13 protein-coding genes are annotated in these 22167 nt (G+C 72.9%); all 13 read left to right on the top strand.

The window, feature by feature from the left end:
• Positions 1–633 carry a degT/DnrJ/EryC1/StrS aminotransferase gene (locus ACZ38L_RS04025; protein ID WP_465688967.1) on the top strand — a complete coding sequence of 211 codons (633 nt, stop codon included), beginning with the start codon at positions 1–3 and terminating at the stop codon, positions 631–633.
• Positions 630–1949: an aminotransferase class I/II-fold pyridoxal phosphate-dependent enzyme gene (locus tag ACZ38L_RS04030; RefSeq protein WP_465688968.1), complete on the top strand. Its 1320-nt coding sequence runs from the start codon at positions 630–632 to the stop codon at positions 1947–1949. Before ACZ38L_RS04025 ends, ACZ38L_RS04030 begins: the two co-directional genes overlap by 4 nt.
• A complete protein-coding gene (argC, locus tag ACZ38L_RS04035) occupies positions 1942–2982 on the top strand; it encodes an N-acetyl-gamma-glutamyl-phosphate reductase (protein ID WP_465688970.1) in 1041 nt (346 codons plus the stop codon). The genes ACZ38L_RS04030 and argC overlap by 8 nt, the downstream gene beginning before the upstream one ends.
• Positions 2979–4829 (top strand): M20/M25/M40 family metallo-hydrolase, encoded by a 1851-nt coding sequence (locus ACZ38L_RS04040; RefSeq protein ID WP_465688972.1) that lies wholly within the window; start codon positions 2979–2981, stop codon positions 4827–4829. The genes argC and ACZ38L_RS04040 overlap by 4 nt, the downstream gene beginning before the upstream one ends.
• A complete protein-coding gene (locus ACZ38L_RS04045; RefSeq protein ID WP_465688974.1) occupies positions 4826–5623 on the top strand; it encodes a thiamine pyrophosphate-dependent enzyme in 798 nt (265 codons plus the stop codon). Before ACZ38L_RS04040 ends, ACZ38L_RS04045 begins: the two co-directional genes overlap by 4 nt.
• On the top strand, positions 5620–6543 hold the full coding sequence (locus ACZ38L_RS04050; protein ID WP_465688976.1) for a transketolase family protein: 924 nt from the start codon (positions 5620–5622) through the stop codon (positions 6541–6543). Before ACZ38L_RS04045 ends, ACZ38L_RS04050 begins: the two co-directional genes overlap by 4 nt.
• Before the next feature lie 63 nt (positions 6544–6606).
• Positions 6607–7863, top strand: a complete 1257-nt coding sequence (locus ACZ38L_RS04055) for an ATP-grasp domain-containing protein (RefSeq protein WP_465688978.1) — start codon at positions 6607–6609, stop codon at positions 7861–7863.
• Entirely contained in the window at positions 7860–9188 is a 1329-nt protein-coding gene (locus tag ACZ38L_RS04060; RefSeq protein WP_465688980.1) for an amidohydrolase family protein, read from the top strand. The genes ACZ38L_RS04055 and ACZ38L_RS04060 overlap by 4 nt, the downstream gene beginning before the upstream one ends.
• On the top strand, positions 9185–10414 hold the full coding sequence (locus tag ACZ38L_RS04065) for an MFS transporter (RefSeq protein ID WP_465688982.1): 1230 nt from the start codon (positions 9185–9187) through the stop codon (positions 10412–10414). The genes ACZ38L_RS04060 and ACZ38L_RS04065 overlap by 4 nt, the downstream gene beginning before the upstream one ends.
• 91 nt (positions 10415–10505) lie before the next feature.
• A complete protein-coding gene (locus ACZ38L_RS04070) occupies positions 10506–11261 on the top strand; it encodes a 4'-phosphopantetheinyl transferase family protein (protein WP_465688984.1) in 756 nt (251 codons plus the stop codon).
• Positions 11258–12238 (top strand): NAD-dependent epimerase/dehydratase family protein, encoded by a 981-nt coding sequence (locus tag ACZ38L_RS04075; RefSeq protein WP_465688986.1) that lies wholly within the window; start codon positions 11258–11260, stop codon positions 12236–12238. Before ACZ38L_RS04070 ends, ACZ38L_RS04075 begins: the two co-directional genes overlap by 4 nt.
• Positions 12238–12558: a putative quinol monooxygenase gene (locus tag ACZ38L_RS04080; protein ID WP_465688988.1), complete on the top strand. Its 321-nt coding sequence runs from the start codon at positions 12238–12240 to the stop codon at positions 12556–12558. Before ACZ38L_RS04075 ends, ACZ38L_RS04080 begins: the two co-directional genes overlap by 1 nt.
• A gap of 465 nt (positions 12559–13023) precedes the next feature.
• Complete coding sequence (locus ACZ38L_RS04085; RefSeq protein WP_465688990.1) at positions 13024–22164, top strand: type I polyketide synthase; 9141 nt, start codon at positions 13024–13026, stop codon at positions 22162–22164.
• Positions 22165–22167: the final 3 nt, after the last annotated feature.

Consider the following 22167-nt stretch of genomic DNA (forward strand, 5'->3'; position numbering starts at 1 on the left):
ATGGAGCTGTTTGACACGGCCACAGTGCTGACCCGGGTCCTGACCTCGGGCGTGGTCATGAGCATCGAGAAGAGCGATCGGGAACTCCCCGGTCTGGAAAGGCTGCTGACGAAGCAGACCGGCCGCTCGAAGGCCATCCTGCTGAACAGCCGCAGCGCGGCGCTGCACGCCGCACTGTGCGGGCAGGGCATCGGGTACGGCGACGAGATCAGCCGGCCCGGGCTCGGCGCCAAGGACCTGGCGTTCCTGGCGTGGCTCGGCGTGCGGGTGCGTGAGGACGACGCCCCCGCCGCCTTCGACCACATCGCCCTGAACGCGGAGAACGCCCACCAGCTGGGCGAGTTGGCGCGGCAGTCGACCGCGCCCGCGCTGGTCGTCGACCTCACCGGCCTGGGCTTCGGACCGGCGGCCGCCGTACTCACCGACGACCCCGCCGTCTGGGCGCGCGGCGAACGACTGAAGATCTTCGGCGCCTACGACCTGCGCACCATGTGGACCCAGCAGGAGGAGTCCGCCGACCTGGTCCCCGGTGTCCAGTTCAACTACCGGCTCAGCCCGCTGGTCGCCGCCTGCGTCCGGATGGCGTTGAGCCAGGCGGCCCGGCCCCTCACCACCTCCGGAGCAACCACGTGATCACCGACTTCCCCACACGGCCGCTGCCGCTGCCGAACGCCGACGAACTCGCCGCCGAACTGGCCGCGTTCGGCGGCGACGCGATCATCCCCAAGGAGCTGCGGCGCACGATCTTCCCGGTCATCACGAAGGAAGACGTGTTCAACCTGATGCTCGCTCAGCGGGCCACGCCGGAGCGCGTGGTGAACGACTTCGCCGAGGCGTACCGCGCCTACGTCGGCGCCGAGTACGCGCTGCCCACCGCCAGCGGCACCTCCAGCCTGCACCTGGCGCTGGTCGGTGCGGGCGTGCAGCCCGGCGACGAGGTGATCGTCCCCGCATTCACCTTCATCGCCACCGCGCAGGCCGTGGTCGCGGCCCACGCCGTCCCGGTCTTCGTCGACATCGACCCGAAGACCTACTGCATGGACCCGCAGGCCGCGGCCGCCGCGATCACCGAGCGGACCAGGGCGATCATGCCGGTCCACGTCCACGGCCTGCCGGCCGACGTGCCGGCCCTGCGGGAGCTCGCCGACAAGCACGGCATCGCCTTGGTCGAGGACGCCTCGCACGCCCACTCGGCGAAGATCGGCGACCGCGTCGCCGGCTCCTTCGGTGACGCAGCCGGCCAGAGCCTGATGGCCGACAAGAACTTCCCGCTCGGCGGCGAGGGCGGCATCGCCTTCTTCGCCACCGCCGAGGCGCACCGGCGCGCCGCCGACTACCTGGAGCGGCACGGCATCGACTACGGGATGTCCTGGGTCGCCGCCGCCTTCGGGTCCAGCCAGCTGAAGCGCCTGCCCTACTACGACGAGGTCCGAGCCCGCAACGCGGAGCTGCTCGGCCAGGCGCTGGAGGGAACCGGCCTGTTCCACGCCCCGTACGTACCCGCGGGACACACCCACGCGTACAACATGTACCGGATCGCGCTGACCCCGGACGCCGTCGGCCTGGACGACCTGCCGGTGTACGCGGTCAAGGAGGCGGTGCACGAGCTGCTGGTCGCCGAGGGCGTCCCGGCCCGCGAGTGGCAGAACACCCCGATCCCCTGCCACCTGCCCTTCCGGCACCGCGCCGGCTTCGGAAACGGCTACCCGTTCATCCTCAACCCCGGTGCCGTGCGCGACCACCGGCCGGAGGACTTCCCGGTCACCCAGGGCATGCTGGACTCCACCCTGGTGCTCTGCCGCGAGCTGCGGGCGCCCGTCGAGTACGAGCGGGCGCTGCGCTACGCCGACGCCTTCGCCAAGGTGGCCCGCCGCCCCGACGCGATCCGCAAGCTGGTTGAGGCCAACGAGTACCGCCGCCCGTACGAGAAGGCGGCCCGCCTTGGCTGACAGGATCCGTGTCGCGGTCGCCGGGGCGAGTGGCTACACCGGCGGCGAGGTGATCCGGCTGCTGCTGGACCACCCGCAGGTGGAGCTGGCCTTCCTGTCCGCCGAGCGCAGCGCCGGGACACCGGTGGGGGCCGTTCACCCCTGGCTGCGCAACCACCCGGGGGCGGCCGGCCTCAGGTTCCGCCCGCTGGCCGAGCTCGAGGAGGTGGACGTCGTCTTCGGCTGCCTGCCCACCGGCACCCTGCCGGCCCGGCTGCCGCTGCTGGCCGAGCGGGCCAAGCGGGTGCTGAACCTGGCCGGGGACTTCCGGCTGCGGGACCCGCAGGAGGTCCAGGAGTACTACCCGAAGACCGCCGCTCACCCGGCCGACGAGGAATTCGCCTACTACGTCCCGGAGTTGTCGCCGACCGTACCGGACGCCCGGTTCATCAACCTGCCGGGCTGCATGGCCGTCGCCACCATCTACGCCCTCTACCCGCTGTTCGCCGAGTCACTGGTGCTGCCCCAGGTGGTGGTGGACGCCAAGACCGGCTCCAGCGGCGGCGGGCGCGGTGGCAGTGAGCAACCCGCCGAGCGGGCCGGCAATTTCCGGGTCCACAAGCTGCACGGCCACCGGCACACACCGGAGATCCGCCAGGCCCTGGCCGAGTTCACCGGAACCGCGCCGGAGCTGCGCTTCTCCACGCACAGCCTGGACGTGCCGCGCGGCATCATGGTCACCGCCTACACCAGGCTCCGGCCCGGCACCGCCGCGTTGGACGTCAAGCGGGCGTTCGCCAAGGCGTACGTGGGCAAGCCGTTCGTCCGGGTCCGGCCCGCCCCGAAGGCTCCGCAGGACTTCCCGATGCTGAAGGCCGTCAACGGCTCGAACGTCGCCGAGGTCGCGATCGCCGTCAAGGACGACCAGTGCGTCGCCGTGACCGCGCTCGACAACCTCATCAAGGGCGCGGCCGGTCAGGCGATCCAGGCGATGAACCTGGTCAGCGGGTTCGAGGAGAGCGCGGGCCTGCCCAGGACGGCGGTGTCGCCGTGAAGCCGCTGTACGTCGTCAAGGTCGGCAGCGCCACCCTCGACCGGGGAGACGTCCACGCCGAGCTGGCGCAGCTGGTCCGGCGGGGCGCGCGCGTCCTGCTGGTGGCCGGCGGTGCGGTCGGCATCGAGCGGCACTACCGCTCGATCGGCCGCCCGATGCCGGAACTGCGCCTGCCCAACGGCGACTCGGTGCGCTACTGCCCGCCCGAGGAGATGACGCACCTGGTCGACGCGTACGAGCGGGTCACCCTGCCCGCGGTCGAGGCGGGCCTGCGGGCGCACGGCCTGACCGCCTTCACGGCGGTCGCCGCGCGCGGCGGCCTGGTCAGCGGCCGGGCCAACCGGCCGCTCAAGGCGGTCTCCGCCAGCGGCAAGGCCACCGTGGTCCGCGACCACCGGGCGGGAGTGCCCGAGGAGGTCGACACCGTACGGCTGAACGCCCTGCTCGACGCGTACGACGTGGTCTGCCTCTCGCCCCCCGTCCGTGACCGGGACGGCGGCACGCCGCTCAACGTCGACGCCGACGTGCTGGCGGCCGCGCTGTCCAACGCACTGGAGGCGGACCACCTGCGGCTGGTCACCGGCACCGCCGGACTGCTCACCGATCCGTCGAACCCCACGTCGACGCTTCGGCACGCGCACCCCGGCGAGGCCGCGCAGTACGCCGGCGGCCGGATGCGGCAGAAGGTCCGGGCCGCCGAACTGGCCCTGGCCGGCGCCGCCGACGTCGCCATCACCGGTCCCCACACCATGGCGGACCCGGCCGGCTGGACCCGCTTCTGGCGCACCCGCGAGCCGGAGGCCGATCTGACCCTGCTCAGCCGGGCGGTCGGCGTGCCCTCGGTGTCCGGCGACGAGCACGAGCTCGCCGGCTACCTGCTCGGCTGGTGTGCCGAGCGCGGCATCGACGCCCGGATCGACGAGGCCGGCAACCTCGTCGCCACCCGGGGCGATGGTGCGCGCCGCCTGCTGCTGCTCGGTCACCTGGACACCGTCCCGCACCGGTGGCCAGTCGAGTGGCGCGACGGCGAACTGCACGGTCGCGGCAGCGTGGACGCCAAGGGCAGCCTGGTGGCCTTCCTGGAGGTGCTCGCCGGCGCCGAGATCCCCGCCGACGGCCAGCTGCGCGTGGTGGGTGCGGTGGAGGAGGAGATCTCCTCGTCCAAGGGTGCCTTCCACGCCCGCGACCACTACCCGGCGGACGCGGTGGTGATCGGGGAGCCGAGCGGAGCGCGGAAGTTGACCCTCGGGTACTTCGGACTCTTCAAGCTGGAGGTCACAGCCTCGGTCGGCAGCGGCCACTCGGCCGGCATGGACGCGGTCTCCGCTCCGGACGCACTGATCCGGGTCCTGGATGACATCCGGACCTCGGTGTTGAAGGAGGCCCCGGAGGCGCTCAGTGCGGTGATCGACGTCCGGTGCGAGTCGGCCAGGGAGAGCCACCGGGCGACCGGGATCCTCAACTTCCGCGTCCCGCCGTCGGCTGACCCGGACGCACTGCGCGCGGCCGCGCTCGGCCACGCCGGGCAGGGGGTCGAGATCGAGGTCCTGCGGGCCACCCCCGGCCATGCCGGCGGCCGTGCCACCTCCCTGGTCAAGGCGTTCACCCGGGCCTTCGGCCAGGCCGGCATCAAGCCGACCTACGTCGTCAAGAAGGGCACCTCGGACATGAACACCCTCGCCACCACCTGGCGCGGCGTCCCGATGGTGGCCTACGGACCGGGCGACTCCGCGCTCGACCACACCGACGTCGAGCACATCACCGCCGCCGACCACCGGATCGCGCGCGGCGTCCTCGCCGACGCCGTCGACCGCTGGTTCGCCCTGACGGAAGGGAACCGGGCATGACCGCCCTGCTCGACGCGCCGGTCGATCTGCGCCGGCGCGCGGTGGAGGCCAGGAAGCTGGTCATCGACATGGCCGCGAGCCCGCGCGGCTGCCACCTCGGCGGCAGTCTCTCGGTGCTCGACATCCTGATCGCCGCACTGCACCGCGCCTCGCTCTGCGACGGCACCGAAGTGGTCCTCAGCAAGGGCCACGCCGCCGCCGGCCTCTACGCCGCGCTGCACGTCAGCGGTGTCCTGCCGGAGAACCCGGCCCCGGTGTACGGGCAGCTCGGCCACCCGTACACCGGGCACCCGGGCCCCAAGGTGCCCGGCGTGCGCTTCCCCACCGGCAGCCTCGGCCACGGCGTCCCGTACGCCGCTGGCTGGGCGCTGGCCCGCCGACTCGGCGGGCAGCCCGGCCTGGGCATCGCCGTCGCCGGCGACGGCGAGTTGCAGGAGGGCCTGGTCTGGGAGACCTGCCAGGTCGCGGCGGCCCGGCAGTTGGGCAACTTCGTGCTGGTGGTCGACCGCAACGGCGGCCAGAACGACGGCCTGGTGCAGGACATCTCGCCGCTGCCGAACCTCGCCGAGCGCTTCGCCGCCTTCGGCTTCGAGACGGCCGAGGTGGACGGACACGACCTGACCGCGCTGACCGCCGTGTTCGCCGGGGACCGCGGCGATGCCCGCAAGCCGCTCGCCGTGATCGCCGACACCGTCAAGGGCAAGGGCGTCCCCGCCGTCGAGGGGAAGGCCGGCTCCCACTACGTCACCATCGACGCGACGCGCGCCGCCAAGTGGAAGCGGATGATCCGATGACCGCAGCGACCGCAGCGACCCTCTCCGGTCGCGACGCCTACCGGGACGAACTCGCCCGGCTGGGCGCGGACGACCCCGCCATCGTCTGCCTGGAGGCCGACCTCGGCGGCAAGGGCCACCCGTTCCAGGTCGCCCACCCCGACCGCTTCTTCAACCTCGGCATCGCCGAGGGCGCGATGGTCGACATGGCGGCCGGGCTGGCGGTGGCCGGCTACAAGCCCTTCGTCTCCACCTTCGCGCCGTTCGCCGCGCTCCGCGCCGCCGAGAGCCTCAAGCTCACCCTGGGCTACCTGGCCGCCGGGGTCACGGTGGTGGCGCCGTACGCCGGGGTGTCCGGCGCCTGGTTCGGCACCACACACCACTGCCTGGAGGACCTCGCGGTGCTCCGCTCGATCCCCGGGGTGACCATCGCCGCACCCTACGGCGAGGCCGAGACCAGGGCCGTGGTCCGTGCCGCCGTCGCCTCAGGGCGGCCGCACTACATCCGGACCGGCCGCAACGCCGCCTACCGGAGCCTGCCCTGGGACGGTGCGCAGCCGCCGACGGTCACCTGGGAGCACCGCGCCGATCCGGCGGCCACCTGCCTGGTCTCGGTCGGGGAGGAGGGTACCCGTCTCGCCCTGGAGGCTCGGCAGCTGCACCCGGAGGCCTCGCACGCCCATCTGACCTACCTCGACCACGCCCATCTCACCGCGTCTGCCGCCGAGTTGGCCGCCCGCCATGACCGCTTCGTGGTGGTCGAGGAACACCGCGCGGAGGGTGGCGTCGCCGAGGCGCTCGCCCTGCTGATGCCCGGCCGCGAGGTCCGCGGGGTCAACGCCGGCCATGGCTGGCCCACCCAGGGCGGCGACCACCACGAGGTGATGGGCCAGCTCGGCCTGGCTCTGCCCGCCGTCGTGTCCGCGCTGCGCGGCAACTGACCGACATTCATCCAACCCCGCTGCAGGTCATGGGACTTGGCGGGCCCTAGATAAGGATCTCCCATGCACATCGTGATGGTGGAGTGCAACCCCAACGGCATCGCCGGGATCGCCAACGCCCTGGAGCTGGGCCACGAGGTCACGCTGATCTCAGCCGACCCGGACTTCTACCTCAACGCCTCGCCGCTGGCCGAGAACGCCTACGCACACCCCAACTGCCACGTGGTGAAGAGCGAGACGGCCTTCTCGGTCGACGCCCTGGAGCTGCTGGTCAAGGAGATCCACGCGGCCAACCCGGTGCACGGCGTGACGACCTACAGCGAGTACCACACCGTGCACGCCGCCTCGGTGGCCCGCGCCCTCGGTCTACCCGGCATGAGCGTGGAGGGCGCGCTCAACGCCCGCCACAAGCACCGCACCCGGCTGACGCTCGAGCACAACTCCGAGGTCCGGCAGCCGCGTTTCGCGCACGTCCAGGACCCGGCCGAGATCGAGGCCGCGATCCGCAAGGTGGGCTTCCCCTGCGTGGTCAAGCCCTCGGACGGCACGGCCAGCCTGCACGTGCTGCACCTGAGTGACGAGCAGGAGCTCCAGGACTACCTCGTCGACCTCGCCGAGGTCGACGACTACGGGCGAGGAGTCACCCGGATCCCGGACATCCTGGTCGAGGAGTTCGTCACCGGCGAGCTGGTCTCGGTCGAGGCGTGCGTGCTCGCGGACGGCCGGATCGTGAACCTCGGCATCACCGACCGCACCCTGAGCGGCTTCCCGTACTTCATCGAGATGGGCGCGACCTACTTCCACGGCCACCCGCTGGAGGAGGAGCTGTTCGCCATGAACGAGAAGGTGCTCGGCGGCCTGGGCATCGACTTCGGCTTCATCCACGCCGAGTACATCCTGAGCAGCGAAGGACCGGTGCTCTGCGAGGTCAACGGGCGCCTCGTCGGCGGCATCGTGCCCAGCCTGATGAAGATCTCCAGCGGCGTCGACCCGTACCTCGAAGTGATCCGGCAGGCGCTCGGTGAGACCCCCGAGCTGCCCTTCCCGGGTGAACTCACGGCCACCGGCCGCTGGTTCGGTTCGCCGGTCGAGGGTGAGCTGAAGTCCATCGACTTCTCGCGGCTGACGGAGCAGCCCGGTTACGTCGACGCCCTGAGCTACCGCGAGCCGGGCCGCCAGGTCTCCAAGCTGTCCCGGAGCAACTTCGACTGGCTGGGCCACCTCGTCTTCACCGGCGCCGGCCGCGACGAGGCCTCCGGGCGGGCTGAGGCGGCGCTGGACCTGATCGGCGTCGAGGTCTCGGTCAAGGTGGCGCGATGACCGGCAGGCAGACGTACGGCCGGGTGGCGATCCCCAGCCTGGAACCCGGCCTGCTCTACGACGTGGACATCGAGGAAGGCGTCTTCGCTCGGATCGAGCCGGTGTCCGCCGCCACCGGGGAGCAGAGCCCGTCCGAGCTCTGGCCCGGCTACGTCGAGGCCCACGCCCACCTCGCCCTGCCGGCCAACTTCGACGACTCGCTGGACGACCCGCGGGTGTCCGCCCTGCAGTACCTGTACCACGGCGTCACCCATGTCGCCGACCTGTTCGGGTATCCGCTGGTCAAGGCCCGCTGGGAGCAGGGCAAAGCCGAATCCGCCTTCCCCTACCCGGAGTTGGTCCACTGCGGCTACGCCGCGACCGCCACCCGCGACAGTGCCGGGCGTACCGGCCACGGCGTCGAGTTCCCCTCCCCGGTGTTCCTGCTCGGCGTCGAGGAGGACCTCGCCTCCGTCCTGCACGCCAACCGCGAGCGCGGCGGCACCTTCCTCAAGGTGATGTTCACCGACGGCACCGAGCAGCCCGAGATGGCGGTCCGCTTCTCCCGGCTCTCGCCCAAGGTGCTCGAACACACCGCCAGGATCACCCGGGCGGAGAACGTCCCGGCCGTGCTCGACTGCAACACCCGGGAGGAGGTGCGCCACGCCTACCGGCTCGGCTTCCGTCTGTTCGCCCACCCGGTAAGGGACTTCGAGCTCACCGAGGAGGACTGGCGCGAGCTCGCGGACGCCCGGTTCGTCTCCACCCTGAGTGGCCTGCGCCCGATGGTCATGGCACGCGAGGAGTTCCTGCGCGAGTACGGACGCCCCGGCTTCCTGGAGACCCAGGACAGCGCCAACCTCGACTTCGTCTCGGGGGTCGAGGAGCCGTTCGGCATCCGGTACGAGTGCCAGGACACCCGGACCGCCGCGCTGCGCACCATGCGCCTGAACAACCTCGCGGCGCTGCGGCGCGGCCGCCTGCTGGTCGGCACCGACTGCGGCAACACCGGGGCCTTCCACGGCTACAGCCTGCTGGGCGAGTTGGACCTGCTGGCCGGCGAGGGACCGATCCCGGCGGCGCTGCGCGACGGGCTGCGGGAGGCCGCGACGGTCGCGAACTGGCGCTTCTTCCAGGAGCTGGCTGGCCGAGACGCCACCGCCCACCCGCTTGCCGTCGGCAGCCCGGCGACCTTCAACCTCTTCACCGCCCAGACCCCCGACACCCCGCTCGCCACGCTGCCGGACGCCACCGTCGTCAACGGCGTCCCGATCGACCGCCGGGCCGTCGCAGCTGAGATCCGTGCGCTGCGCCGCTCGGCCTCGGAAGGAAAGGTCGTCCTGTGAACACCCAACTGAGGCGGACCCTGTGGGGCATCAACCTCGGCATCGGCTTGTCGTACGTCGGCAACTTCATCTACTTCCCCCTCCTGGTGTCGAACCTGGGCGTCGCCTACAGCGGCTTCTGGGCCGGGTTCGTGATGTTCCTGACCTATGTCGGCCGGCTGGCCTCGACCTTCTGCTACGAGGGTGTCTCGGACCGGCTCGGGATCCGCCGCGGGATCATCACCGGCATCGCGCTGGAGGCGCTCTCGCTCTGGGGCATGGGATTCGTGCACGGGGTCGCGCTCTACGGCGTGCTGGCCTTCTTCATCGGCTTCGGCTCCGGCATGTCCTTCCCCGGCCTGAAGAACATCCTGTCCACCCTGCCCGAGGCGGACCGGCAGAAGGCCTTCGCCACCTTCCAGATGTCCTGCCAGCTCGGCACCATCGGCGGTGCCCTGGCCGGCGGCCTGTTCGCCGGCGTCGACCTGCGGATCGTGTTCTCGGCGGTCTTCGCCCTCTTCGCCGTCTACTGCGCGGCTGCCGTCGTCGTCATCCCCGCCGACGCGCCGTCGGCGCAGGTCGGCGCCGAACGGTCCGGCAGGCCACCGCTGTTCAGCCTGGCGGTGCTCGGGCAACTGCGGGTCGGCGAAGGTGCACGGTACTTCGTCCTGTCGAGCGTGTTCTGGCTGCTGTCCTCCAGCTTCCTGGTGGGCATCTCGCTGCACATGCACGAGTACGTCCACGGCATGCCGACCTCGATGCCGTTCTGGATCACCGGGACCACCCTGCTGCTCCTGCAGTTCCCGGTGCTGCGGCTGCTGAACACGTATCTGCGGCCCGGCCAGGTCATGGCCGTCGGCTTCGCCGCGATGGCCCTGGCCTACCTGCTGTTCGGCGCCGGCCGCACGGTCGTCTGGGTGGCCGCCGGCTGCTTCGTGGTGGTCCTCGGCGACATCCTGTTCACCCCGTCCTTCGACCTGTGGGTCGCCAGGCGGATCCCGCGCGAGCGCCTGTCCCGCGCCATGGGTTCGATGCACTTCTTCCGCAGCTTCGGGAACATGGTCGGTACGCTGGCCGCCGGTTCGCTCTACGACCTCGCCCGCACCACGGGCATCCCCGGCCTGAACTGGTACGTGGTCGCCGCCGTCGCCGCCGGCTGTGCGGTGTTCAGCCTCGCCGGCGCGAACCGGACGGCCCCCCGGGAGCGTCCCGAGCCGGTGTTGGAGATCGTCGATCAACTCGCCTGACAGTGAGCCGGCCAGAACAGTCAGAAGGTCAGGCAGAAGGGCGGCCCTCGTGAACCCGGCATACGTTCTCCCGCCCCGCGGGGAAGCCCACGTGTGGTTCGGTGACGCGGACGCCGCGGCCCCGGACCGGGACATGGCTCTGCTCTCGGCGGACGAGCGGTTCTGGTGCCTGCGGCTCACCCGGCAGACCGACCGTTCGCGGTTCGCCGCCGCACGGGCGGCCGCGCGGCGGATCCTCGCCGCGTACCTGGGCGTGCCGGCGGAGGCCCTGCGGCAGGCCCGGCCCGGCCCGGCCGACCGGAGCGGCGAGTGGTACCGGCCCCACGTCCGCACCGTCTGCGGCACTCCGGTCTTCGTCAGCCTCGCCCGCTCGGCCGACCGTTGGATGCTCGGCCTCGCGGTCGACGACCCGATCGGCGTCGATCTGGAACACGTCCGCGAGTTCGACACCGCCGGGCTGGTGCGGCGCTGTCTCGCCCCGGACGAACAACAGGCGGTGAACCGGCTCCCGGTACCGGAGCGCGGCGAGGCGTTCGTCCGCGCCTGGACCCGGAAGGAGGCCCTGCTGAAGGCCGCAGGGCTGCCCCCGACCACCGCGGCGCACAGGCTCTCGGTGAGCCCCACCCGGCTGGGCACGGTAGCGGTCCGCCTGCCCGGCCAGGACCCGCTCGAACCAGCCTGCTGGACCGTTCAGGACCTCCCCCCGCAGCACGGCACCGAGCGGGCCGCCCTGGCCCGGCCTGCGGCCTGCACCGGCCCGGTCCGGTGCCACGAGGCCACCGGCCTCCCCCCGGGCGAGGGACACCGCCCCGTCCAGCGGAACCGCACACGTAAACCCCAGAGATGAGGAAGCATCTGATGGCCGACATCTGCGTCATCGGCGGAACCCGGTACTTCGGCAAACTGCTGGTGCACCAGCTGCTCGCCCAGGGCCACCACGTCACCGTCATCACGCGGGGGCAGACCCCCGACCCCTTCGGCTCGTCCGTGCGACGGCTGCGCGCGGACGCGACCCGTGCCGACGAGCTGGCCGCCGCGGTCGCTGGGGAACGGTTCGATGCCGTGGTGCACCAGATGTGCTACACCCCCGGGGCCGCCCTCGCCGCCTGTGAGGCGTTCGGCGACCGGGCCGGCAAGATCGTCCTGACCAGTACCATCGAGGTGTACAACACGGACACCTTCCGCTGGCGGATCCCCGCGCCGTCGCTGAGCGCCCGCGCCCGCGAGGCCGAACTCGACCCGGCCCGGTACGACTACGACGCCGGGCTGCCGTGGGACGACCCCGAGTACCTGGGAGCCAACTACGGTGAGGGCAAGCGTCAGGCCGAGGCCGCGATGACCCGTCACGCGCAGGTGCCGGTGGTGACGGCCCGGCTGGCGCACGTCCTGGCCGCCGACGGGGACTTCACCGGGCGCTACCGCTTCCACCTCGACCGGATCCGCCAGGGGCGGCCCGTCATCGCCCACGCCCGGCCCGGCCGGACCTCCCTGGTGCAGGCCCAGGACGCCGCCGGCTTCCTCGCCTGGGCAGCCGTCTCGGAGGTCACCGGCGTGGTCAACGCGGCCTCCCCCGACCCCGCCGACGTCTATGACATCTGTGCCTCGGTGGAGGGCGCGACCGGGCTGAGTGCCAAGGTGATCGAGAAGGAGGACCCGGCCGGCGACCCCGACCTGTCGCCCTTCTCCTGCCCTGCCGACTTCGCCATGTCCACCGACCGGGCGGCCTCGCTCGGCTATGAGTTCACCCCCGTCAGCGAGTGGCTGCCCGCACTCGCCCGCGCCGCCGCGGCGCACCCCATCTCCAACACCAATGAGGAGCAGTGATGTTCGACCTGATCGTCATCATCCGGGTCCCCGAGGCCGACGAGGTCGCCACCGTCGCCGACGCCCTGGCCCGGATGCGCCCGATCTGCCTGGCCGAGGACGGCTGCGTCAGCTGGGAGGCGTACCACTCGCAGGACGATCCCGGCCGGTTCGTCCTGGTCGAGCGCTGGGCCAGCCGCGAGCACTGGGACGCCCACGACGAGGGCGAGGCCATTCAGCGGATCTACGTCCCGACGATCATGCCGCGGATCGAGCGCGAGGTGCACCCCAGTGCTCCCGTGCCCGCCGTGCGCGAGGACACCCGGTCCGAGCTGGTCTGATCCGGCTCCCCGGACGCCGCACAGCCGGTCCGTGCCTACGGGGCAGGACCGGCTGTGCGGCGTCCGGAACGTGTGCAACGGTGCGGATCTCCGCGCCCAGCGCGGCCATTCGGCTCGGGCGCCGCTGCCGTGCTCGTCTTCGTTCCCTCCGTCGGTGAGTGGTTGTCACTTGCCACTTGTCACCAGCCCGTCTGGGTGGCGGCCGGCGTGGGAGGCCGGGCACGGTTGACCCAGGGAGAGAAAGCAGTCGGCCGCGGCTGGTAGCCGGCAAAGGACGAGGGATTTTCAGGAAGGTCAAGGCAGAAATACCTGACGTCTCTGACGCTCGGTCAGGCGGCTTGGGCAATGCGGGAGTTGTCGCAGGCCCGCCGACTTCCCAACCTGCCAAGCCTCTTTGGTCATCTGTTGTCTGACGATCTGGGTTCACTACGGGGTGCATCGATGATGGACATTGCTGGTCATGGCGTGCGTGATGTCCCCGCACGCGCGGTCGCGGTCGTCGGGATCGGCTGCCGGTTTCCGCGGGTGGACGGGCCGGGCGCGTTCTGGCGGCTGCTGCGTGGCGGCGGTGACGCGATCACCGATCGACGTGGCGGCCGGGGTCCGGCGCGCGGCGGGTTCCTCGATCGGGTGGACGGGTTCGATCCCGAGTTCTTCGGTATCTCGCGACGTGAGGCCGTGGCCATGGACCCGCAGCAGCGGCTGGCCCTTGAGCTGGCCTGGGAGGCCCTCGAGGAGGCCAGGACCCTGCCGGGCGGCCTTGAGGGCAGCCGGACGGGCGTGTTCCTTGGGGTGATCGCCGACGACTACGCGACGCTGCTGCACGGCCTGGGCCCCGACGCGGTGACCGGGCACGCGCTGACCGGGTTGCAGCGTGGTGTGATCGCCAACCGGATCTCCTACACGCTGGGCCTGAACGGTCCGAGTCTGGTGGTGGACACCGGGCAGTCGTCGTCGCTGGCCGCCGTGCACCTGGCGTGTGCGAGTCTGCGGGGTGGTGAGTCCGACCTGGCTCTGGCCGGCGGTGTGAACCTGATCCTCGCGCCGGAGAGCACCCTGGCCCTGGAACGGGCCGGGACGCTGTCGGCGGACGGGCGCTGCTTCACCTTCGACGCTCGCGCGAACGGCTACGTCCGGGGCGAGGGCGGCGGGGTCGTCGTCCTCAAGCTCCTGGAAGCCGCCGTCCGGGACGGCGACCGCATCCATGCCGTCATCCGCGGCAGTGCTCTGAACAACGACGGTGCGACCGAGACGCTGCCGACGCCGGGCCGTGCGTCGCAGGAGCGGGTGCTCCTCGCCGCCTGTGCCGACGCGGGCGTCGAGCCGGGCGAAGTCCAGTACGTCGAGTTGCACGGGTCAGGGACGCGGATCGGCGACCCGATCGAGGCCGCCGCGCTTGGTGCGACGTTGGGCTCGGCCCGCACGAAGGACGCCCCGCTCCTGGTCGGGTCGGTGAAGACGAACATCGGTCATCTGGAGGGCGCGGCCGGGATCGCCGGGTTCATCAAGGCCGTTCTGTGCCTCAGCGAGCGCGAACTCGTTCCCAGCCTGAACCACTCCGGGCCCGGTGAGCGGATCCCCCTCGACGAACTGCATCTGCGGGTGAACACCGAGACCCGGTCTTGGCCTTCGCCGGAGGGGCCGCTGGTCGCGGGGGTCAGCTCGTTCGGGATCGGCGGTACCAACTGCCACATCATCCTTTCGGACTGGCACAGCCTCTCGAACCGGCAGGGCGCGGAACGTGTCGTCGGCGAAGGCGAGGCTGGGGCGCTGCCCTGGGTCCTGTCAGGGCGTGACGAACCCGGGCTGCGTGACCAGGCCGAACGGCTGCGCGCTCATGTGGAGGCGCGCCCGGAGCTCGGGGTGGCCTCGGTGGGACGGTCGCTGGCCGTCACCCGCACCACGTTCGAACACCGCTCCGTCGTCGTCGCGGACGACCGGGACGGCTTCCTCGCCGAACTGGAGGCACGGTCGGCCGGGCAGCCGTCGGCGGCCGTGGTGGAGGGCCGTCACGAGGGGCCGCCGGTCCGGCCGGTCTTCGTCTTCCCCGGCCAGGGCTCGCAGTGGGCGGGCATGGCAGCGGAGCTGATCGAGACCTCCGCGGTCTTCGCCGATCGGATCGGCGAATGCGCCGACGCGCTGCGCCCGTACGTGGACTGGTCGCTGATCGATGTCCTGCGCGGTGTCCCCGGTGCGCCGCCGCTGGAGGGCGACGAGGTGATCCAGCCCGCGTTGTGGGCGGTGATGGTGTCGCTGGCCGCGCTGTGGCGCTCGGCCGGGGTGGAGCCCGCCGCCGTGGTGGCCCACTCGCAGGGCGAGATCGCCGCCGCCACCGCCGTGGGCGCCCTGTCGCTCCAGGACGGCGCGCGGATCGTGGCCCTGCGCAGCCGGGTGCTGAACCGGATCGCGGGTCGTGGCGGGTTGCTGGCGGTGGAACTTCCAGCCGAACGGGTGGGGCGGGACCTCACCGTGGGGGCGGCTTCGCTGTCGATCGCGGCGGTCAACGGCCCCGCGCACACGGTGGTCGCGGGGCCGGTCGCCGCGCTCGACGCGCTGGCCGCCCACTACGGGCAGGAGGTGCGGACTCGGCGGGTTCCGATCGACTACGCCTCGCACAGCGCGGCTGTCGAGGAACTGCGGGAGGAACTGCTCACCGCCTTCGCCGGGATCGCCCCGCGCTCCACCGGCGTGCCGTTCTACTCGACCGTCACCGCGGAACCGATCGACACCGCCGAACTGGACCCCAGGTACTGGTTCCGCAACCTGCGCGAGCCGGTGCGGTTCGGACCGGCCGTCGAGGAACTGCTGAACTCGGGCCACTCGACGTTCCTGGAGGTCAGCCCACATCCGGTGCTGGCGATGGGCATCCGGCAGGCAATTGACGTGTACGGCGGGGACGGCGCCGCGCTGAGCACGCTCCGGCGCGGCCACGGGGACCGTCGCCGGTTCCTCACGGCGGCGGCCGAGGCCTTCGTGCGCGGCGTCGCGGTGGACTGGGCCGCGCTGCTGCCCGGTTCGGCGCCGCTGGCCGACCTGCCGACCTACCCGTTCCAGCGTCGCTCCTGCTGGCCGTCCGGGATGCCCGGGGGCACCGAGCAGGTGCCTGACGCGAACCCGGCTCCGGCCGTGGTCGTGGACCGGAGACCGGTGCTGGAGCTGGTCCGGAGCCTCACGGCGGTCGTGCTGGGCGCCGGGTCGGCCGGCGACGTCCGGCCCGGCCGGACGTTCCGGGAGATGGGCCTGGACTCGGCCATGACGCTCGAACTGCGCAACCGGCTGTCGACCGCGACGGGGCTGAACCTGGAGAGCACCGTCCTGTACGACCACCCGAGCCCGGCCGCCCTGGCCGCCGCGATCGGTGAGCTGAAGGCGGGCGCGTCCACTGGTGGTTCCCCGGCGGTCGTGCGGGAGCGGGCCGACGATGACGACCCCGTGGTCATCGTCGGCATGGCCTGCCGGTTCCCCGGCGGAGTGCGCTCGCCCGATGATCTGTGGAACCTGGTCGACACCGGAACGGACGCCATCGGCGACTTCCCCGACGACCGCGGCTGGGACCTGGCGACGCTCCGTCACCCGGAGCCGGAACGGATCGGGACGTCCTACGTCCGTCAGGGCGGCTTCGTGCGGGACGTGACGGAGTTCGACGCGGAGTTCTTCGGGATCAGCCCGCGTGAAGCCCTCGCCATGGACCCGCAGCAACGGCTCCTGCTGGAAGTCACGTGGGAGGCGCTGGAGCGCGCCGGGATCGACCCCGCGACACTGGAGGGCAGCCGGACCGGCGTGTTCGCCGGGGCGATGCACTCCGGCTACGGGCCGAGCATGGAGGCGGCCGGGCACGGCGTCGCAGGACACCTGCTGACCGGCACCAGCGCGAGCGTTATCTCCGGACGGATCGCCTATGTCCTCGGCCTGAACGGGCCCGCGCTGACCGTGGACACCGCGTGCTCGGCCTCGCTGGTCGCGGTGCACCAGGCGGTGCGGTCGGTGCGGACCGGAGAATGCTCGCTCGCCCTGGCCGGCGGGGTCACGGTCATGGCGACCCCCGGCATGTTCGTGGAGCTCTCCCGCCAGCGGGTGCTGGCCGCCGACGGCCGCTGCAAGGCCTTCTCCGCCCAGGCGGACGGCACCGGGTGGGGCGAGGGCGCGGGCATGCTCGTGATCGAACGGCTCTCGGACGCCCGCCGCCACGGCCACCCCGTGCTGGCGGTCATCGCCGGAAGCGCCGTCAACTCCGACGGCGCCTCCAACGGGCTGTCCGCGCCGAGCGGCGTCGCCCAACAGCGCGTCATCGAGGACGCCCTTGCCGATGCCGGGCTCGCGCCGCAGCAGGTCGACGCCGTGGAGGCGCACGGGACCGGCACCGCACTCGGCGACCCGATCGAGGCCAACGCCCTGCTGGCCGTCTACGGGCGCGATCGGGACCGGCCGCTGTGGCTGGGGTCCCTCAAATCCAACATCGGACATGCGCAGGCGGCGGCCGGCGTCGGCGGCGTCATCAAGATGGTCCAGGCCATCCGGAACGCGACGCTGCCCGCCACGCTGCACGCCGACGAGCCGTCCCCGCACGTGGACTGGTCGGCCGGGTCGGTGGCCCTGCTCGACCAGGCCCGTCCCTGGCCGGACACCGGCGGGCCCCGGCGCGGCGGCGTCTCCTCGTTCGGGATCAGCGGCACCAACGCGCACGTGATCCTGGCGGAGCCGCCTGCCGAGGCCGAACCCGCGCAAGAGCCGGTGCGGCCGCCCGTGGTGCCGATCGTCCTGTCGGCCCGGACACCGGACGCGCTGCGGGAGCAGGCCCGGATGCTGACCGCCGAGCCGCTCGACCCGGTCGGCGCGGCACCGGCCCTGACCGCCAGGACCTCCCTCGACGAGCGCGCCGTAGTGATCGCCCGTGACCGGCAGGAGGCCGATCGGGCCCTGGACGCACTGGCCCGCGCCGAGGAGGCCCCCGGTGTCGTCACCGGCCGCGCCGGCGAGCCCGGCCGGACCGTTCTGGTCTTTCCCGGACAGGGCGGCCAGTGGCGGGGCATGGCATCGGCGCTCGCCGCCGAGAACCCCGTCTTCGCCGCCCGCCTGGCCGAGTGCGAGCGGGCGCTCGCGCCGTACATCGACTGGTCGCTGGCCGACGTCCTGGACGGCGCGCCCCTGCTCGACCGGATCGACGTCGTGCAGCCCGCGCTGTGGGCCGTGATGGTGTCGCTGGCCGAGCTGTGGCGGTCGGCTGGGGTCGTCCCGGACGCCGTGGTCGGCCACTCCCAGGGCGAGATCGCCGCCGCTGTCGTGGCCGGGGCGCTCTCCCTCGACGACGGCGCCCGCGCTATTGCGTTGCGCAGCAGCGTGGCCGTCGACCTGATGGGCCAGGGGGCGATGGCCGTGATCCCGCTGCCTGCGGAGCGGGTGCGGGAACGGCTCGGCACGCTGAGCATCGCCGCGATCAACGGACCGGCCACCACCGCCGTGGCCGGAGCCCCGGACGCGATCGCCGAGCTGGTCGACACCTACCAGGGCGAGGGCGTCAACGCCCGCGTGATCGCGGCGGCCTTCGCCTCGCACTGCCCGGCGGTCGAACCGATCCGCGAGAAGATCCTGGCCGAGCTGGCGCCGCTGGCGCCGCGCACCGGCGAGATCGCGCTGATGTCCTCGGTCACCGCCGACTGGCAGGAGGGCGGCGAGCTCGACGCGTCCTACTGGTACCAGAACCTGCGGCACACCGTGCGCTTCCAGGAGGCGGTCGAAGCGCTCATCGCGTCCGGCCACACCACGTTCGTCGAGGTCAGCCCGCACCCGGTGCTGGTCGGCAGCACCGGCCAGATCCTCGAGGAGGCCGGAGTCGACGGGATCGTGACCGGCTCGCTGCGCCGCGACGACGGGGACCTGCGCCGGTTCCTCACCTCCGCCGCCGAGGCCTACGTCCAGGGCCTGCCCATCGCGTGGGAACGGTTCACCGGAACGGCCGCCGTCCACGTCGACCTGCCCACCTACCCCTTCCAACGTCGTCGCTACTGGCTCACGGGCACGCCCGGGCCGTCCGGCATGGCCGACCTCGGCCAGGCCTCGGCCGACCATCCCCTGCTCGGCGCGGCCGTCGATCTCGGCGACGGCGAGACGGTGTTCACCGGGCGGCTGTCGAGTCGTGCCCATCCTTGGCTGGCCGACCACGCCCTCTCGGGGACGATCGTCGTGCCAGGCACCGCGTTCCTGGAGCTGGCACTGCACGCGGGCGCGAAGGCCGGGACGGCACGGGTCGAGGAGCTGACGGTCTCCACGCTCATGGAACTCCCGGAGGACGGCGCCGTCGACCTGCGCGTCCGGGTGGCGGGCGAGGACCGCGACGGGCTTCGGACCTGCCGGATATCGGGCCGGGCGACCGGCGGGGAGTGGATCGAGCACGCCACCGGCACCCTCGGCGCCGACACGGCCACGGCACCGGTCCCGGCCCCCGTGGACTGGCCGCCCGCCGACGCGACGCCGCTACCGCTGGCCCGCATGTACGACGACCTCGGCCTGCGGGGGTACGAGCACGGGCCGGTGTTCCAGGGGCTGCGGGCCGCCTGGCGACGCGGCGGTGAGCAGTTCTCCGAGGCCGTCCTGCCCGAGCCGGAGGCCGCGAACGCCGGGGCTTACCACCTGCACCCCGCCCTGCTCGACGCGTCCCTGCACGGCCTGATCGCCGACGCCCTGGGCCGCGAGGGGCAGCGCGTGCAGCCGCTGCGCTGGCGCGGAGTGTCCCTGTTCGGTGCGGGTGGCCGCGCGTCGCTGCGGGTTCACGCAGCGCCCGCCGTGGACGGAGGCCTCCCCCTGACCCTGCTCGACGCCTCGGGAGACCCGGCGGGGCTGGTCGAGTCGGTGGAACTCCGTCCGGTCGCAGCGGGCCGTCCGGCCGATCCCGCCGCCGTGGCGCGCGGCTCCCTGTTCGCGCTGGGCTGGGAACCGCTGCCCGAGCCGACGGCCGGCTCGCCGACCGGGCAGGTGCCGGTCTCGTGGGACGCCCTCGACCTGGACGCGCTGCTCGCGGCGGCCGAGCCACCCGAGCACGCCGTCGTGAGCTGCCCGGTCGGCGAGGACGGGACCGACGCGGCGACGGCGGCCAGGAAGGCGGCCCACCGGACGCGGGATCTGCTCGGCCGTTGGCTGGCCGAGGACCGGCTCGCCGGGACCCGCCTGGCGCTGGTCACCCGTGGGGCCGTTGCCGTCCGGCCCGGCGAGACCGTCCGGGACCTCGCGCAGGCGGCGGTCTGGGGCCTGGTGCGGACAGCGCAGGTCGAACACCCGGGCCGGTTCGCCCTGGTCGACCTCGCCGCTGACGCCACCGAGGTTCCGGCCGCGGCACTGGCGCTGGACGAGAACCAGGCGGCGGTCCGTGGCGGCGCCGTCCTGGTGCCCCGGCTCGTGTCCGCAGTGGGTGATCCCGCGCTCCGGCTCCCCGAGGACGCGACCGCCTGGCGGCTGGACATCCCCGAACGTGGCACCCTCACGGCCCTGGCGGTCCGGCCCTGCCCCGAGGCCGCCGCCGAACCCGGCCCCGGCCAGGTCCGGATCGCGGTCCGCGCCGCCGGGCTCAACTTCCACGACGTCCTGGGCGCGCTCGACATGCACCCCGGCGACCCCGGCCCGCTCGGCCTGGAAGGCGCGGGCGTGGTCACCGCGACCGGGCCCGGTGTCACCGGCCTGGCCACCGGCGACCGGGTGATGGGCCTGTTCCCCGCCGCGTTCGGCACGGTGGCCCACGCCGACCACCGCACCCTCGTCAAGATCCCCGACGGCTGGTCGTTCACCCGGGCCGCCGCCGTGCCGGTCGCCCACCTGACCGCCCTGCACGCTCTGATCGAGCTGGGGGGCGTGAGCGCGGGTGACCCCGTCCTGATTCATGCCGGGGCGGGCGGCGTCGGCATGGCCGCCGTCCAACTGGCCCGGCACCTGGGCGCGGAGGTCTACGCGACCGCGAGTCCCGCCAAGTGGCCCGCACTGCGTGCCCTCGGCGTCGACGACGACCACCTCGCCTCGTCCCGCGAGCCCGGATTCGGCGAACGCTTCGGGGCGGGTGGCCGGCGCATGGCGGTGGTCCTGAACTCGCTGACCGGCGAGCTCGTCGACGAGTCGCTGCGGCTGCTGCGTCCTGGCGGGCTCCTGGTCGAACTGGGCAGGACCGACCCGCGCGATCCCGCCGAGGTGGCCACCGCGCATCCCGGTGCGCGCCACCAGGCATTCAACCTCCTCCAGTTGCCGCCCGAGCACCTCGCCCGCCTGCTGAACCGAGCGGTCGAGCTGTTCGCCGAGGGCGTGTTCACCTGGCCCGCCGTCACCGACCTGGACGTCCGGCGCGCGCCCGAAGCCTTCGGGCTGCTGCGCCAGGGCACCCACGTCGGCAAGGTCGTGCTCACCGTCCCGCCGATCCTCGACCCGGACGGAACCGTCCTGATCACCGGCGGGACCGGCGCCATCGGCCGGGCCATCGCCCGGCACCTGGTCACCGAACACGGCGCACGACGGCTCCTGCTGGCCGGACGCCGCGGCGGTGACGCGCCAGGAGCGGCCGAGCTGGCGGCCGGCCTGAACGGGCTCGGCACCGAGGTGAGGTTCGCGGCCGTGGACGTCGCCGACCGGGACGCCGTCGCCGCGGTGATCGAAGCCGTCCCCGACCGGCACCCGCTGACCGCCGTGATCCACGCCGCGGGCGTGGTCGACGACGCGCCGATCACCTCGCTCACCCCCGAACAGATCGACCGGGTGATGCGCGTCAAGGCCGACGGGGCCTGGCATCTGCACGAGCTGACCGCGAGCCACCCACTCACCGCGTTCGTCCTGGTCTCCTCGATCACGGGGACGCTCGGCGGCGCCGGGCAGGGCGGCTACACCGCCGCCAACGCGTTCCTCGACGCGCTCGCCCGGCACCGCCGCGCGCAGGGCCTGCCCGCCCTCGCGCTGGCCTGGGGGCTGTGGGACGACCCGGACGGCATGATCGGCGCCCTCACCGACGCCGACCGCGCCCGCTTCGCCCGGGCCGGGCTCGTGGAGATGGCTCCCGAGCACGGCCTGGCCCTGCTGGAGGCGGCACTGCCGTCACCGCACGCCGTCCTGGCGCCCGCCCGGCTCGACCGCGAGATCCTTCGCGACCTCGGAACGGACCTTCCGCCAGTCCTTCGCGAGGTCGTGGCGGCCGCCGGAGCGGGGCGGCCCGGGAACGTCCCCGAACACCGGCGGCACCGGCCGCTGCGGGACGAGCTGTCCGGCCTGGCCGCCGGTGAACGCGCCGGCATCCTGGCCGACCTGGTCCGGACCCACATGGCCGCCGTGCTGGGCTCCCGGCCCGAGGTGATCCCGGACGACAGGCCGTTCGGCGAGCTCGGGTTCGACTCACTCACCTCGGTCGAGTTCCGCAACCGCCTCAGCGCGGCGACGGACCTCAAGCTCCCCCTCACCCTGCTGTTCGAGGCGCCGACGCTTCCCGAGCTCGTCGCCGTCCTGGACACCGAACTCGTACCGCCTGAGGAGGCCCCGGCCGCCCCGCAGGACGCCTCCCGGGACATCGAGGCGGACGTGACGGCGCTCGTCGAAGCCGCGACCGCCGAAGAACTGCTCGACTTCATCGACCGCCAGCTCACCTGACCC

The sequence above is a fragment of the Kitasatospora sp. NPDC024654 genome (genome assembly GCF_055559155.1).

Bases quoted from the DNA above. Each gene is read 5' to 3' on its own strand.
- ACZ38L_RS04025 (WP_465688967.1), top strand. From the start codon at position 1: ATGGAGCTGTTTGACACGGCCACAGTGCTGACCCGGGTCCTGACCTCG.
- ACZ38L_RS04080 (WP_465688988.1), top strand. From the start codon at position 12,238: ATGTTCGACCTGATCGTCATCATCCGGGTCCCCGAGGCCGACGAGGTC.
- ACZ38L_RS04055 (WP_465688978.1), top strand. From the start codon at position 6,607: ATGCACATCGTGATGGTGGAGTGCAACCCCAACGGCATCGCCGGGATC.
- ACZ38L_RS04045 (WP_465688974.1), top strand. From the start codon at position 4,826: ATGACCGCCCTGCTCGACGCGCCGGTCGATCTGCGCCGGCGCGCGGTG.
- ACZ38L_RS04050 (WP_465688976.1), top strand. From the start codon at position 5,620: ATGACCGCAGCGACCGCAGCGACCCTCTCCGGTCGCGACGCCTACCGG.
- ACZ38L_RS04060 (WP_465688980.1), top strand. From the start codon at position 7,860: ATGACCGGCAGGCAGACGTACGGCCGGGTGGCGATCCCCAGCCTGGAA.
- ACZ38L_RS04075 (WP_465688986.1), top strand. From the start codon at position 11,258: ATGAGGAAGCATCTGATGGCCGACATCTGCGTCATCGGCGGAACCCGG.